This is a genomic window from Acidobacteriota bacterium (assembly GCA_021161905.1).
In the GTDB taxonomy this organism is placed as follows: Bacteria; Acidobacteriota; B3-B38; order Guanabaribacteriales; family JAGGZT01; genus JAGGZT01.
Window position 1 is genome coordinate 1 of record JAGGZT010000029.1, and the last position, 14,290, is coordinate 14,290.

General features: G+C 50.8%; 14 protein-coding genes. 7 read left to right on the forward strand and 7 right to left on the reverse strand.

Going from position 1 to position 14,290, the window contains the following annotated elements; genetic code table 11:
* Window positions 1-278: tRNA (adenosine(37)-N6)-threonylcarbamoyltransferase complex ATPase subunit type 1 TsaE (locus J7L64_04350; protein MCD6451572.1), on the forward strand; the 278-nt coding region annotated here is incomplete at its 5' end.
* Here the strand turns inward: J7L64_04350 and guaB are convergent.
* The 6 genes from guaB to J7L64_04380 form a co-directional block, all read right to left on the reverse strand.
* A complete protein-coding gene (gene guaB / locus J7L64_04355; GenBank protein MCD6451573.1) occupies window positions 247-1,719 on the reverse strand; it encodes an IMP dehydrogenase in 1,473 nt (490 codons plus the stop codon). The genes J7L64_04350 and guaB overlap by 32 nt on opposite strands.
* A gap of 104 nt (window positions 1,720-1,823) precedes the next feature.
* Window positions 1,824-4,385, reverse strand: a complete 2,562-nt coding sequence (secA, locus tag J7L64_04360) for a preprotein translocase subunit SecA (protein MCD6451574.1) — start codon at window positions 4,383-4,385, stop codon at window positions 1,824-1,826.
* Between the two features lie 120 nt (window positions 4,386-4,505).
* On the reverse strand, window positions 4,506-5,402 hold the full coding sequence (locus J7L64_04365) for a M23 family metallopeptidase (protein ID MCD6451575.1): 897 nt from the start codon (window positions 5,400-5,402) through the stop codon (window positions 4,506-4,508).
* Between the two features lie 147 nt (window positions 5,403-5,549).
* The gene (locus J7L64_04370) at window positions 5,550-7,955 is read right to left on the reverse strand and encodes a DNA internalization-related competence protein ComEC/Rec2 (GenBank protein ID MCD6451576.1); all 2,406 of its coding nucleotides are present in this window, start codon (window positions 7,953-7,955) and stop codon (window positions 5,550-5,552) included.
* A complete protein-coding gene (locus J7L64_04375; protein MCD6451577.1) occupies window positions 7,952-8,650 on the reverse strand; it encodes a hypothetical protein in 699 nt (232 codons plus the stop codon). Before J7L64_04375 ends, J7L64_04370 begins: the two co-directional genes overlap by 4 nt.
* The gene (locus J7L64_04380) at window positions 8,643-9,122 is read right to left on the reverse strand and encodes a low molecular weight protein arginine phosphatase (GenBank protein MCD6451578.1); all 480 of its coding nucleotides are present in this window, start codon (window positions 9,120-9,122) and stop codon (window positions 8,643-8,645) included. Before J7L64_04380 ends, J7L64_04375 begins: the two co-directional genes overlap by 8 nt.
* Before the next feature lie 78 nt (window positions 9,123-9,200).
* Between J7L64_04380 and J7L64_04385 the strand changes: the two genes are divergently transcribed.
* Complete coding sequence (locus tag J7L64_04385; GenBank protein ID MCD6451579.1) at window positions 9,201-9,524, forward strand: hypothetical protein; 324 nt, start codon at window positions 9,201-9,203, stop codon at window positions 9,522-9,524.
* Here J7L64_04385 and J7L64_04390 read toward each other — a convergent pair.
* Window positions 9,516-9,989, reverse strand: coding sequence for an ureidoglycolate lyase (locus J7L64_04390; protein MCD6451580.1), 474 nt, complete (start codon window positions 9,987-9,989; stop codon window positions 9,516-9,518). The two genes, J7L64_04385 and J7L64_04390, sit on opposite strands and share 9 nt — an antisense overlap.
* A 196-nt stretch (window positions 9,990-10,185) precedes the next feature.
* Here J7L64_04390 and mutM point away from each other — a divergent pair, with 196 nt between their 5' ends.
* Genes mutM through J7L64_04415 form a run of 5 tightly spaced genes read left to right on the forward strand, consistent with a single transcriptional unit; the run spans window position 10,186 to window position 14,140 of the window.
* Window positions 10,186-11,007: a bifunctional DNA-formamidopyrimidine glycosylase/DNA-(apurinic or apyrimidinic site) lyase gene (gene mutM / locus J7L64_04395; GenBank protein MCD6451581.1), complete on the forward strand. Its 822-nt coding sequence runs from the start codon at window positions 10,186-10,188 to the stop codon at window positions 11,005-11,007.
* On the forward strand, window positions 11,007-12,128 hold the full coding sequence (hemW, locus tag J7L64_04400; GenBank protein MCD6451582.1) for a radical SAM family heme chaperone HemW: 1,122 nt from the start codon (window positions 11,007-11,009) through the stop codon (window positions 12,126-12,128). Before mutM ends, hemW begins: the two co-directional genes overlap by 1 nt.
* Window positions 12,129-12,142: 14 nt before the next feature.
* Complete coding sequence (ltaE, locus tag J7L64_04405) at window positions 12,143-13,168, forward strand: low-specificity L-threonine aldolase (protein ID MCD6451583.1); 1,026 nt, start codon at window positions 12,143-12,145, stop codon at window positions 13,166-13,168.
* Window positions 13,169-13,855 carry a tRNA (adenosine(37)-N6)-threonylcarbamoyltransferase complex dimerization subunit type 1 TsaB gene (gene tsaB / locus J7L64_04410; GenBank protein ID MCD6451584.1) on the forward strand — a complete coding sequence of 229 codons (687 nt, stop codon included), beginning with the start codon at window positions 13,169-13,171 and terminating at the stop codon, window positions 13,853-13,855.
* A 51-nt stretch (window positions 13,856-13,906) separates the two neighbouring features.
* Window positions 13,907-14,140, forward strand: coding sequence for a DUF465 domain-containing protein (locus tag J7L64_04415; protein ID MCD6451585.1), 234 nt, complete (start codon window positions 13,907-13,909; stop codon window positions 14,138-14,140).
* Window positions 14,141-14,290 lie beyond the last annotated feature (150 nt).

Consider the following 14,290-nt stretch of genomic DNA (forward strand, 5'->3'; position numbering starts at 1 on the left):
CCCCCTCCTTCACCCTCATCAAACATTATCGAGGACGCCTCCCTTTCTATCATATTGATCTTTATCGTATCGATGATCCTGATGAAATATTCGAGCTCGGGATCTCGGAGCTCATTCGCCCGCCAAATGTAATCGCCATCGAATGGGCAGAAAAACTGGGCGTATTAACGCCCCTTCCCGCCATCAGAGTGAGGATAAATCATAAAGATGGAGAGGAGCGAGAGATCCTCATCGAGGAGCTAACCTCTACTCCATATCCGGCTCGACCTGATAGTTAGGCGCCTCCCTGGTGATTATCACATCGTGAACATGGCTTTCCTTGAGGCCAAATGAGGTGATTCGGACGAACTTCGCCTTCTTTCTCAACTCCTCAATAGTACGACAACCACAATAACCCATTCCGGCGCGGAGGCCTCCTATCAGCTGAAACACGGTATCGGCGAGCTTACCCCGATAAGGGACCCTCCCCTCGATCCCCTCGGGTACCAGCTTCAGTTCGTCTTCCTGGAAATAGCGGTCCTTGGCTCTTCCCTCCTGCATCGCCCCGAGGGATCCCATTCCCCGGTAGGCTTTATAGGTCCTCCCCTGATAGAGAACCACCTCGCCAGGGCTCTCGTCGGTACCGGCAAAGAGACTTCCGATCATCACTGAATGGGCGCCGGCAGCAAGTGCCTTGGTGATATCGCCGGAATACTTGATCCCCCCATCGGCGATCACCGGTATATCGTATTCCTCGGCAACCTTAGCGCAAATGGCGACGGCAGAGAGCTGGGGTACCCCTACCCCGGATACCACCCTGGTGGTGCAGATGGCAGAAGGACCGATGCCCACCTTGACCGCATCGGCACCCCTCTTGATCAGATCAAGCGCCCCTTCAGCAGTAGCCACATTGCCCGCGATGATATCGACATCGGGGAACCTCTTCCTAAGCTCCTCAAGAGCGGTAAGGACGCGAACCGAATGACCATGAGCGGCATCGATCACCAGGATGTCCACATTAGCGGAGACGAGCTCCTCCGCCCGCTCCAAATAATCGCCGGTTACCCCTATCGCTGCTCCTACCCTGAGCCTCCCCAGATCATCCTTGCAGGCGTTGGGATACTCGATCCTCTTCCTTATATCCTTGACAGTGATCAACCCCTTCAACTTGTAGTTTTCATCGACCACCAACAGCTTCTCTATCCGGTACTTATGGAGCATCTTCTGCGCTTCATCAAGGGTGGTACCCACCGGAACCGTATGAAGGTCATCCTTGGTCATCAGCTCAGAAACGGGGATGTCCATTCTCGTCTCGAATCGAAGATCGCGGTTGGTGATGATGCCAAGCAGGGTTCCATCCTCAGCGGTAACCGGGATCCCTGAAATATGGAATTTCCTCATAAGAGCAAGTGCCTCTCCCACCTTCCCCGTGGGACGCATAGTGATGGGGTCCACGATCATCCCCGATTCCGACCGCTTTACCTTGTCCACCTCCTCACACTGTTGCTCTATGGTGAGATTCCTATGGATTACCCCCATCCCTCCCTGCTGTGCCATAGCGATCGCCATTCGCGCCTCGGTAACCGTGTCCATCGCCGCACTTATAATGGGGATATTCAAGGAGATGTTCCGGGTCAGCCTGGTCCTTACATCGACCTCCCGGGGATGAACATCAGATTTAGCAGGAAGGAGGAGAACATCATCAAAGGTCAAACCCAAAGGTATGTTCTCGTCAAGCATTCACTTCCTCCTTTTCCCGATTATATAAAAAATCCTCCTTCCCTCAACAGGTTTATTTAATGCCGAACCGGGAAGAGAGGAAGAAACTCTAAATATGTACCACCTTAATCGTAGGTTATCCCCTTAAGATAACAACACTTCTTGTATTTCTTCCCACTCCCGCAAGGACAGGGATCGTTCCTTCCCACCTTCTTACCCTTCCTCTTCACCGGCTTCCTCTTCGTCTCCTCTCCACCAGTTGCCCCGTACACCAGGTTCTCGGTGTCGAATACCTTTCGTTCTTCAAGTTCAATCGCCGGCTCCATCAGGAAGAGATAACGGACGATCTCATCCTCTATCCGCTCCATCATCTGCTGGAACATCTCGTACGCCTCTCGCTTGTACTCGATGAGCGGATCGCGTTGAGCATAACCCCTTAAGCCGATCCCCTCCTTTAGGTGGTCCATTGCATAGAGATGATCCTTCCACTTGGAATCAACTACCTGAAGCATAATCAACCGCTCATGTACCCGCCACAACTCCTCGCCGTACTTCTTCACCTTGGCATCGTACTTCTCGCTTATCCTCCGTTTGAGCTCCTCCTTAAGGGTGGGGAAATTGATCTCATCGAAATTGATATCGTCCAGGGAGATCCCGAAATAATGGTTGATCTGTCCCTTGAACTCCGCCACCTCCCAATCCCGGGGGTCCTTCTCCTCGTTGGTATAGGTATCCATCAACCAATCGATGATGTCCTCGGCGAGCTCAAGCACATACTCCCGCTGGTTCTTCCCGCTCAGGATGTCCCGACGGAGGGAGTAGATAGTGATCCGCTGCTTGTTCATCACATCGTCGTACTCGAGGAGGTGCTTCCTTATCTCAAAGTTCTGCGCCTCTACCTGCTTCTGCGCCCGCTCAATGGCACGGGTAACCGCCGGATGCTCTATCGGAACCCCCTCCTCCATTCCCAGCCGTTCAAGGATGCCCCTTAGCCGGTCCATTCCGAAAAGGCGGAGAAGATCGTCCTCCAACGAGAGGAAAAACTGGGAGCTTCCCGGATCCCCCTGACGACCTGCCCTTCCCCGAAGCTGATTGTCTATCCTCCTCGCCTCGTGCCTCTCGGTACCGATGACATGGAGACCGCCTAAATGGACCACCCCTCCGCCAAGTACGATATCGGTACCTCGCCCAGCCATATTGGTGGAGATGGTAACCGCACCCGCCTGCCCCGCCTTCGCCACTATCTCCGCCTCCCGCTCGTGATGTTTGGCGTTGAGGACGACATGATTTATCCCCCGCTTTTTGAGCATTCTGCTCAATTTCTCCGATTTCTCTATCGATACGGTACCAACGAGCACCGGCTGTCCCCGATAGACCTTGCCATCAACCTTCACCTCTTTCTTGTGTCTCCGTTCTATCTCATCGACCACCGCCTTGAACTTCTCCTCCTCGGTCCGGTAGATCACATCGGGGTACTCGGTGCGGCGAAGCGGTTTATTGGTAGGAATCACCACCACCTCAAGTCCATATATCTTCTCGAACTCGAGAGCCTCGGTCGCTGCAGTACCGGTCATCCCGGCGAGCTTCTCGTACATCCGGAAGTAGTTCTGGAAGGTTATGGTGGCTAAGGTCTGATACTCCTCTTCTATCTTCACCCCCTCCTTCGCCTCGAGCGCCTGATGGAGCCCATCGGAGTACCTTCTTCCTGGCATAAGCCTTCCCGTGAACTCATCGACGATGATCACCTTTCCATCCTTGACTATGTAGTCCCGGTCTCGCCGAAACAGGGTATGCGCCTTCAGGCACTGATAAAGGGCATGGAGAAGGTCGAAATAGCGAGGGTCATAAAGGTTCTCAATGCCAAGGATCTCCTCAGCCCGACGGATCCCCTCCTCGGTGAAGGTGGCGGTATTGTGCTTTTCATCCACCTCGTAGTGGATGTTCTTTCGAAGTTTAGGGATAACCCGATTCGCCTGGTAGAACAGATTCCCCGATTTCTCCGCCGGTCCCGAAATAATAAGCGGGGTACGAGCTTCATCTATCAGGATACTATCCACCTCATCCACTATGGCGTAATGGTGCCCCCGCTGGACATAGTCAGCAAGATCGTACTTCATATTGTCCCGGAGATAATCGAAGCCGAACTCGTTATTGGTGCCATAGGTGACATCGGCAGCATAAGCCTCCTTCCGTTCTTTATCGTCCATCCCCGTCTGGATCACCCCCACCGAGAGCCCGAGGAAACGGTATATCGGTCCCATCCACTCCGCGTCACGCCGGGCAAGGTAATCGTTTACGGTAACGATATGAACCCCTTTCCCGGTCAAAGCATTCAAATAGGCAGGAAGGGTGGCAACCAAGGTCTTCCCTTCACCGGTCGCCATCTCGGCGATCTTTCCCTCATGAAGCACCACTCCTCCCATTATCTGGACATCGAAATGACGCATATTGAGGGTCCGCTTCGCCACCTCACGGACAACAGCAAAAGCCTCTATCAGGATATCCTCGAGGGTCGCCCCCTGATCGAGTTTCTCCTTGAACTCAGCTGTCTTTGCCTTGAGTTCGGCATCGGACAACTTGGATATCTCAGGCTCAAGGGCTCCCACCCGCTGGACATAAGGAGCCAACCGCTTGAGCTCCCGCTCGTTCTTTGTGCCAATGATCTTGGTAAGAATAGAGTTAAACATTTTCTCCTCGCTTATCCTCATAAATTTAACAAAAGAGACAAAGGGCGTCAAGGAATATAGAGGACAAAAGAAAAGCTTTCTTAAAAGTGAGGAAACGCTAACTTATCGGAGGGATAGGATCTAAAATACCTTATATTTTTCCAAGATATAGTGAAGCGGATTCACCGGCTTGCCGTTTCTCAACACCTCGTAGTGAAGGTGAGGACCGATACTCCTTCCCGTATTTCCCACATAGCCAATAATCTGTCCCCGTTTCACCTTCTGTCCTGCCCGAACCACAAACTTTAATAGATGACCATATCGGGTAACGAAGCCAAAGCGGTGCTTTATGATGACCACATTACCATAACCACCACCGGTCCCCGCCTTGATTACGATCCCATCGGCAGGAGCAACTATGGGGTTTCCTATCCTGGTAGCGATGTCGATCCCCTTATGAAACTCGGTCTGCCCAGTGAAGGGATCTTTCCGATAGCCAAAAGGAGAGGAAATATACCCCCTGGTGGGCCAAATGGAAGGGGTTGAGGCTAAAAGAAGGGTTTGCTTCTCGTAAAACTTCATCAGATAATGGAAATTCCGCTCAAGCTCGAAGGTCTTCCTCTTCAGAGCAGGAAGTTCTTCCTCCAATACATTCTTGTTATTTCCCCCATTGGAGAGATCGCCCAAATCACCCACCCCGCCATACTTCACCATCTCCTGATTGGGATCAATACCTGCAATAGTGTTGAGCTTCTTAGTATAAGCCTCCATCTCCGCGATCTTCTTACTCAAGAACCTGGTCGAGACCTCGTAGCGATGATTTTCTGCCTTCAGCCGTTGGTTCTCAGCAGTGTACCTATCGAGCTCTTTGACCCTAACCTTCATCTCAACATAATTGTAAACAAAGAAGCCGAGAAGAATGAATATTACTCCCACCAACACACCGCCAGCCACAATAAGTCGGAAGGGTACCCTAATCTTGCGGAATTTGGCTGACGCGTGAGGGATAACTATGATGTTATAAAACCTCTCCCTCATCGTCTCTCCTCCCCCCTACTCCCCTTTATGGGAAAGCTTTCCTTTTTATAGTCTCTATAGAACCAAGACCTAAGCCTTAGACAAATACCCCTCGCCAATTTGCTCTTATTATATCCAAGCAGATACAGCCAATGCAAGAAAAAATTTTTAAAAATCATCAAAAAATTTCGGGCGATAGGGGGTTATCCAAAAACCAACCCCATCGATCTCCACATCCACCTCCCCCTCTTCACCCGTTGTCTTAATAAGAGCGGGTAGCCTCTGGAATCGATCTTTTACCACCCCTGAAAGCCTTCTCCCTCTCGACTTTACCCAGCCCGTAACCACTATCGCCCTCGGAGAGACCTCCTTCAAGAAAGGCTCGGTATTGGAATCCTCTGCCCCATGGTGGGCTGCCTTCAGTATATGCGACCGAAGCTCATCCCTATATAGAGCCACCAATTCCCGCTCTTTCTTTCCCCCAATATCGGCGGGAAGAAGCACCTTCACCTTCCCCATAGTGATCTTGAACACGAGCGAATCGTCATTTTCCTCCGCCAAAGAGACATAAGGATCAGGCGATGGGTTCAACACCTCAATCCTCACCCCCGCGATCGTAAGCTCATCTCCCCGCTTAAGCTTCCTGATGGGAATATTCTTCCGGGCAACAACCTTCATCAGTCTACGGTAATTTATTATCTCTCGAGGTCCATTGCCCATAAAGAACTCACCGATCTCAAATCTCTCAATGAGGGGGAAAAGCCCATTCACATGGTCGGTATGAAAGTGAGAGGCGACGAGGTAATCTATTCTCCTTATCCCCAGGTGAAAAAGATAAGGGGCAATGGTCAGTTCCCCGGTAGCCCCATTATCCCCTTCCGATCCTCCACCGTCGATGAGCATCACCTTTCTCCCCGGGAATCGAATGAGGATCGATTCCCCCTTCCCCACATCAAAAAAAACGATGTTAAGTTCTGAGGAAGCCTGTTGCGGGAAGGGATAGGTTATGAGAAGTAAAAGGAAAACGACAAAACCGACGAGAAAAACTTTCTTCCTTTTTGAAAAAAGGAGGAAGACAAGGGCGAGATAGTAACCAGCCACCACAAATAAGAACGGGGTGGGGAGATAATAGGCAAAAGAATAATGGGAAAGGAAAGAAACAACTTTAAGAAATAATGAGGTGATGGTGGAAAGAAGGACTCCCATTACCAACGAGGCGCTCCCGCTAATAATCGAAAGGAGATAAAAGATACCTCCCCCGAATATAATGGCGCCAACGAGGGGAAAAGCGATGAGGGTCGCCGGAAAGGAGAGAGGGGAGACGATGTCAAAATAAAGAAGAAGGATGGGCAAGACCCCGATCTGGGCGGAGAGGGAAATGGCGGTTATCTCGGCAAAGCGCCGGGGAAGAAAGCGCAAATAGGGAACAATCCGCTGGGAAAGGAGAGCAATGGACAGGGTAGCCAAGTAACTCAACTTGAAGCCCAGGGTGAAAAGGGATCGGGGATCAATGAGAAGAACGATAATGGCGGAAAGGGAAAGCGCACCAAGGAGACTCCCTTCCCTCCCGATGACCCTTCCTAAGAGATAGATACCAGCCATCAAGCTTGCCCTGAGGATTGAGGGGCGGGCAGGGAGGAGAAGGGCATAAAATACGATGATGATGAGAAGAACAAAGGAGGATATCCTATCGCTCAGGCGAAAGCCTTTAAGAAGTAGAAAATAAAGAAAATAGCTGATGATACCGATATGTAGCCCTGATATGGCGAGTAGATGATATATGCCGAGCTCCCGCATCATCCGCTCCACCCAATGGGGAACCATCTCCCTTTCCCCGATGGTCATCGCTTTTATCAGTGCCCCTTCAGTGGTGAGCCACCCTCTACCAGTGACGAAATGTCTCTCAACCGCACGGGAGAAGAACCTCCGCAACCGCAGAAACGGAGCAAGAAGCGGACTTCCTTTCCCCCGTTCCTTTATCTCGATGGCGAAAGGGCTCTTGGCGTAGCAGGTGAAGTAAAGCCCTTTTGAATGAAGGTATTCCCGATAATCAAAGCCCCATCTATTCCTCCTTCCCTGAGGAAGGTAGAAGCGGGCGGTTGTCCTTATCACATCGCCATAGAAGAACTCCTTTGCTTCTTCTCGAGACCATCGGGTAAACCTCACGATGATCCGCCCTTTACCCCTCACCGGTATCACCTTCTCCCTGAGAAATATATTCCTCAGCTCCACCGTGAGATATAGCTTGCCAAATGCTCTCTCCGGCTCATCGACCACCACTGCGGAGAAATCGTACGACTTCTTCACATCTATCTCCCCTTTTCGAATGAGGGAGATCAAATGATCCTCTGGAAGAACGAGGGTAGAATAATAGGCGAGGGAACCGGCGAGAAAGAAGAAAATGAGAATGAAACTAAAGAGGTACCAGCTAACTCCCCTAAAAAAAGAGAAAATGGCAAGGAAAAGAACAAAAAATAGAAGAAAAAGGAAAATATAAGGGTTAAACGGGAGATAACGGGCGAATATTATCCCCGAAATAAGGCTTATCGCGAGAGGAAATAACGGTTGCTTCATTTCAAAAGGGAGAAAAGATCCAACCGAGGAAGCCGATAATGGTTCCTCAATTCCCTCAGGGTCAATCTTCTAAGTGTCTCCTCATAGGTAGTGGGGTCCATCTTATCCTGGTAGGAAGCAAGCTCCTTCCTTACTCGAGATGACACAAAAGCAAATTCCTCTTCGGGGATATGGGAGAAAAAAGCCTCCGTAAGTTCGGAGTCGAGCAGAGAAAGCCTTTCATCGAGCTCCTCCCAGGAAGGCGGGTTTTCCGAAGAGATGAGCAAAGAGATCTCGTCGACCCTTGAAGCTATATCGATCAATTGTCGCCTAAGCTCACCTTTTCCCTGTTCCTGGGACAATTTAAGCAGGGTATCTCTCGCCTTGGAAAGCGATTCTTTGAGCGCGGGATAGGAAAAAGGCGCCTCTTTTCTTTTTATCTTCTTTTTTCTTCCCCCAACCAACGCCTCCCGATACTCACGGAAGGTAGCCAAAACCTCGTGCTCACAATAAAAAAGGGAACCTATTTTCCCGGGAAGTTTTCTTTCCTCGAACTTATCGAAAGCCCGCCTTATCCCCCGGAGAACTACCTCAAGAGGGATACCCTTCTCCCACCAACTCCTGACCAACTCCCATTCCCTGGGGGAAAGGAGCAATGGTCCTCCCCTTAATCTCCCAAAGTGTTCCTCGATCTTGGAGAAGTACTCCTCATCCATCAGGCTTCCTCTTATGAGCAAGGGAAAGGAATCTAAAAAGCCCGTCTACCGCCTCCTTTATCCGACGGAATGTCTCCCGGTATTCGTCGAGTGTCCCCTGATAGGCATCGGGTATGTCCGGATTCGCTGCGCCATCCCGAGCGAAGGAAGAGAGAAGTTTCACCCTATCCCGATATTGAGGAAAAAGGGAAGAAAGAAGCTCCCTCTGCCCCCGTTCCATAACCAGTACCAGATCCGCATCCTTGATAAGCTCTTCGCTCAGCTGTCTTGCCCGATGGTTCGAGAGATCAAATCCCATCTCTTGAGAGAGTCTCCTCCCCTCTTCTTCCACACCTTGCCCCTCAAGGGGGGAGATACCGGCAGAGGCTACCTCCACTGAGGAAAGCCCGTAAAATGGAGCAAACCGCCTGAAATAAGCCTCAGCCAACGGGCTTCTGCAAACATTTCCCGTGCAAACGAAGAGTATCCTCAACTCTCTTCCCTCCCTTGTTTCTCCTAAGAAAAGCCCCCTTTTATGGTAGCATAACCTTGATAAAAGGAGGAAGGGTAAATGAAGGAAAAGCTGATCCTAAGAAATGAGGATATAACCGAGGTGATCATAGGGATACCGGAGGACCATCGCCATTTAAGGGCGGTGATAAAGACCAAACTGGGAAAAACGATAATAATACACGAAGCGAGCTTAGCCAATATGGTGCGGGCATACATCACGGTGAAAACCCATCCAGTAAAAAAAGCGGTAAGGCTCATCGGAAGGGAGATAACGGCGGAGAGAAAAGGGGAATACGCCCACTATCAGCTTCTCGAGGAGGAGGGAAGTAACGATCTTCCCGGGCTTCTTGCGGGCTACCTGGAGGAAGATAAACTACTCTAAACGAATGTGGAATTCCACCTGCAACTTCTTGATATCCAGGTCCTCTTCGAAGGTCCTCTTACTCTGGAGGGAGACGATATGCGTCTTATAGCTGAAGGGGAAAGGTGTGGTATGCCAGCATCCCTTTGCGAGGTTGATGCAATAAGCACCATCGATAACGAAAGCCCGGATTTCATCGAGCTCAGGCATAGCATAGGGGTCGTCGTTGTCGGTAGGAGGGGCAAGGGCAATTACAAACTCCTTCCCCTCTATAGGGAAGAAAGTCTGACAGGAGTTGACATGTCTGCTCATCTCACTGAAGGAAAACGACCGGAAAGGAGCGGTGAATATCTCCACCGTGGGCATCCCCTCCCCCAGATCGATGCTTATGGTGCTGTGGGGGTCCAATATCTCGCCAAAAGGGGCAAAATCTTCACAGCTTACCTTACTTATGGGCTCTGCCAATATCTTCTTTATTATCTTCATTTGCTCAATCTTTTCCCGCTCATAGCTGAAACATCATATATTATGGAGTAAATTAAACTAAGATGTCAATCACAATCGAACAAAAGAAAAAAGGAAATACCGTAAATTAAAGAGAGCGGGAGGAAGATGTCCCCCAGAGGGTACTTTGTAAAAAGGAGGAATCGACCTATAATCTATATGACCGGTGGACTTAAAGATGCCTGAATTACCCGAGGTGGAAAACATCGTTTCCGAACTGAAGGATCGTCTTCCCGGACAAATGATCGCTGGGATCCCATTGCTGAGGAAGGGACTGGTTCAGGGAAGCTCCCTTCCTGAGCTCAAGGAGAAGCTCCTTGGGACGAGGATAAGGAATATCCACCGGCGAGGCAAATGGATCATCATAGGGCTCGAAAACAACTATTCACTCCTCCTCCATCTAAGGATGACCGGCAGGCTTATCTACTCGGAGGAACTCGTCCTCTTGCGTTATCTCCGGCTCGCTTTGAGGCTTGAGCCAAGCGGCTTCCTCCTCTACCAAGACCTTCGCCGGCTGGGGGTGATGCATCTTCTTTTCACCAAAGAGCTTGAAGAGAGAGCGCCATTATCTAAATTGGGATTAGAACCGTTATCCTCTGACTTCACGGTGGAGAAACTCGGCGAGATCCTTTCATCGTCCCGGCTCACCATCCGTGATTTCCTGATGGATCAAGGGAAAATAGCGGGAATAGGCAATATCTACTCGGCAGAGATCCTCTTTATCGCTTCCATCTCTCCGTTCAAACGGGCTAATGAGCTGAATGAGGATGAGACAGTCCGTCTCCACCGGGCGATAATAGATGTTCTCAGCCGAGCCATAAAGAGAAAGGGAACGACGATCTCCGATTATGTTACCTCTGCCGGCGTTCCCGGAGAATTCCAGAATGAACTCAAGGTTTACGGCAGGGAAAACGAACCCTGCCCTAAATGCGGAGAGAAGATAATGAGGGTAAAATACCGGGGGAGGAGCCTTTATTTTTGTCCAAGATGCCAGAAATAATGGAAAATATCGGTATCTACATCCATATCCCCTTCTGCCTTTCAAAGTGCCCCTACTGCCATTTCTATTCCATCCCCTATTCGGAGGAGAAGGCGAAAAACCTTCTCAACGCCCTTATGATCGAGAGCGCGAAAAAGAGGAACGCTTACCCCTCTGCTACCGTCGATACCATCTATCTCGGTGGTGGTACCCCCTCTCTTCTCTCACCAGAGGAGGTCAGGAGGATAATAAACGGGGTGAAAGAGAACTTCCTTCTTTCGGAGGGAGCGGAGATAACCCTCGAGGCGAATCCGGACGATCTAAATGAGAAAAAACTCGAAGGATACCTCACCTCCGGGGTCAACAGGCTAAGCATCGGCATCCAGTCCTTTATCGACGAGGAATTGAGCTTGATGGGAAGAAGGCACGGAGGAAAAGAGGGGGAGGAGGCGTTTTTCTCCGCAAGGAGGGCAGGTTTTTCCAATATAAACCTCGATCTCATCGTAGGCTTTCCCGGAGGAGGAAGAACAAACCTCAAAAAAACCTTGGAAAAGGCGATAGCCCTCTCCCCAGAACACATCTCCGCCTATCTTTTAGAACTCAACAACGAAACGAGAAAGAAATGGGAAAAACTCCTTCCCTCGGAGGACGAGGTGGCGGAACTCTACCTTATGGGGGTGGAAATCATCACCTCAGCCGGCTATAATCATTATGAGATATCGAACTTTGCCAGGGAAGGATATCGTTCAGGGCACAACCTCAAATACTGGGAGGATAAACCGTACCTGGGGTTCGGTCCTTCTGCTTCCTCGTACGATCTTTCCTCCCGGTTCACCAATTGTCCGGATCTTTCTCGTTATCTGAAAGCGATGAGCGAGGGGAGGGACTGCCTTTCCGAAAAGGTTGAACTGAGCGAAGAAAAAAGGGCAAAGGAAGCGCTCATTATGGGGTTGAGGAAAAGGGAGGGGGTGGAAATAGAATCCTTTAAGGAACGCTATGGGATGGACCTATCCTCTCTACCTTCAAAGCTTTCCCCCTTTTTTGAAGAGGGGCTTCTCGAGTTCGCCAAAGGGAGGCTAAGGCTTACCCTTCGCGGGGTTCTTCTTTCCAATGAGGTCTTTCAAGGGATACTATCGCTATAAGGAGGATTGATATGATCATCGATTTAAGAAGCGATACGGTGACCAAGCCCACCCCGGAGATGAGGGAGGCGATGGCAAAAGCGGAGGTGGGCGACGATGTCTATGGTGAGGACCCGACGGTAAACAGGCTCCAATCTATGGCAGCGGAGATCTTCGGGCGAGAGGCGGCGCTATTCGTCCCCTCGGGTACGATGGGAAACGCAATCGCGGTGAAGATCCATACTAAACCGAGTCAAGAAGTTATTCTCGAGGAGAAGTGTCACATCTACAATTATGAGTTGGCAGGGATGGCGGTCATCTCTGGGGTAATACCGCGACCGATCCCAGGAAAAAGGGGAGCACTCACGGTAGAGGATATAAAGAGGGCGATCCGCCCCAAGAGCTATCATCTTGCCCAGACCGGCCTCATCGCTTTGGAGAACACCCATAACCGGGCGAGCGGAGCGATCTACCCCGAGGAGCTGAGAAAAGAGGTCATCGCCTTCGCCAAAGAGAGAGGTATCCCTACCCACCTTGACGGAGCGAGGATCTTCAATGCGGCGGTAGCCACGGGGAAATCGGTTGCCGAGCTCACTGAAGGGTTCGATACGGTGATGTTCTGCCTCTCGAAAGGGCTTTCCGCTCCCGTCGGCTCTATGCTGGTAGGAAGTAGAAAGCTGATAGAAAAGGCGCGGATAGTGAGGAAGATGCTCGGCGGTGGTATGAGGCAGGCTGGGGTACTCGCTTCTGCCGGTATCGTCGCCCTTACCAAAATGGTCGATCGCCTAAAGGAGGATCACGACAACGCAAAGATACTTGCCCGGGGACTTGCTGAGCTTCCCCCGGTGAAGATAGACCCGGATGAGGTGGAGACAAACATCGTCATCTTCGAGCTCACGGAAAGTGCTCCTGATGCAGAGGAGGTAGTGGGAAAACTCGCTGAGCAGGGGGTTCTCTCCTTGGCAATAGGTCCAAAGAGCATAAGGATGGTCACCCATTACGGCATCACTCGGGACGATATCGAACGCGCCCTCGAGGTGATCAAGGAGGTACTCGGCTAAATGCTCGTCCTCGGCATAGACACCTCAACCTGGGCGGGTAGCATTGCCCTTTCACAGGATGGAAGAATAATCGGGGAGGTCAACATCCTCGCCGAGAAAACCCATACCAAAAGGTTGATCTCCGCGGTCCACTTTCTCCTCTCCGAGCTCGATCTGACCATAAACGATGTTGACGGCTTCGCCATCGCCATCGGACCCGGCTCCTTCACCGGATTGAGGATAGGCTTGAGCACGGTCAAGGGGTTCTCCTTTGCCACCGGTGCCAAGGTAGTCCCCATCTCCACCCTCTATGCGATGGCGATGAAGGGGAAGGAATTCGGCGAGGCGATCTATCCAATGCTCGATGCGGGAAGGGGTGAGGTCTACACCGCCTGTTATCTCAAAAAGGGAGAGGATATCCTCCCTGAGGGGAAGGAGATGGTGATATCGCCGGAGCTCTTCCTCAGGGAGCTTACCCATCTTCCCGGGGTATTCTACGGCGACGGAGCCCTCCGCTACCGGGAGCTCATCGAGAGAGAGACAAAAGAAAAGGGGGTGGTTCTCGACATCTCCCCCTTCATCGGAGAGGTGGTTGCGAGAAGGGGGGAGGAGTTACTCCGAGAGGGAAAAGGGGTGGATCCAGCGATCCTGGAACCGAACTACATCCGCCCCTCCGATGCCGAGCTTGCCCGGTTAAGAAAAAGATAGCCATTTGTATCGGAGGAGGAAATCTGCTAACATAACTTAAAGGGGGAGGAAATGGCTATTTCTCGAGAGGAGATAAAAAGGGTCTTGCTTAAAGAGGATCACGAGTTCAGGAAGCTCGCGGACAAACATCAGAAGCTCGAAAAGAAAATAGAGGAGCTAAGAAAGAGAAGCTACCTCAACCCAAGCGAAGAAAGGGAGCTTCTGGAGCTCAAGAAGCTCAAGCTCTCGATAAAGGATAAAATGGAGGAGCGGATCCGCTCCTATAAAAAGAAGGCTGAACGATGAAGGTGACAAAAGAGGGATACCCCTTTCTTATACCCTTGCTCTTGATAACGGTTCTTCTTTTTATCCTTCGGTTTCCCGTTGCCGGTTTCTTTCTCCTTCTACTTTCCTTTGCCACCGGCTGGTTCTTCCGCGATCCGGAAAGAATAATCC

What these genes read in the sequence shown, in the direction of transcription:
- guaB (MCD6451573.1), bottom strand. Translation starts at nt 1,719, where the DNA reads ATGCTTGACGAGAACATACCTTTGGGTTTGACCTTTGATGATGTTCTC.
- secA (MCD6451574.1), bottom strand. Translation starts at nt 4,385, where the DNA reads ATGTTTAACTCTATTCTTACCAAGATCATTGGCACAAAGAACGAGCGG.
- J7L64_04365 (MCD6451575.1), bottom strand. Translation starts at nt 5,402, where the DNA reads ATGAGGGAGAGGTTTTATAACATCATAGTTATCCCTCACGCGTCAGCC.
- J7L64_04370 (MCD6451576.1), bottom strand. Translation starts at nt 7,955, where the DNA reads ATGAAGCAACCGTTATTTCCTCTCGCGATAAGCCTTATTTCGGGGATA.
- J7L64_04375 (MCD6451577.1), bottom strand. Translation starts at nt 8,650, where the DNA reads ATGGATGAGGAGTACTTCTCCAAGATCGAGGAACACTTTGGGAGATTA.
- J7L64_04385 (MCD6451579.1), top strand. Translation starts at nt 9,201, where the DNA reads ATGAAGGAAAAGCTGATCCTAAGAAATGAGGATATAACCGAGGTGATC.
- J7L64_04390 (MCD6451580.1), bottom strand. Translation starts at nt 9,989, where the DNA reads ATGAAGATAATAAAGAAGATATTGGCAGAGCCCATAAGTAAGGTAAGC.
- mutM (MCD6451581.1), top strand. Translation starts at nt 10,186, where the DNA reads ATGCCTGAATTACCCGAGGTGGAAAACATCGTTTCCGAACTGAAGGAT.
- hemW (MCD6451582.1), top strand. Translation starts at nt 11,007, where the DNA reads ATGGAAAATATCGGTATCTACATCCATATCCCCTTCTGCCTTTCAAAG.
- tsaB (MCD6451584.1), top strand. Translation starts at nt 13,169, where the DNA reads ATGCTCGTCCTCGGCATAGACACCTCAACCTGGGCGGGTAGCATTGCC.
- J7L64_04415 (MCD6451585.1), top strand. Translation starts at nt 13,907, where the DNA reads ATGGCTATTTCTCGAGAGGAGATAAAAAGGGTCTTGCTTAAAGAGGAT.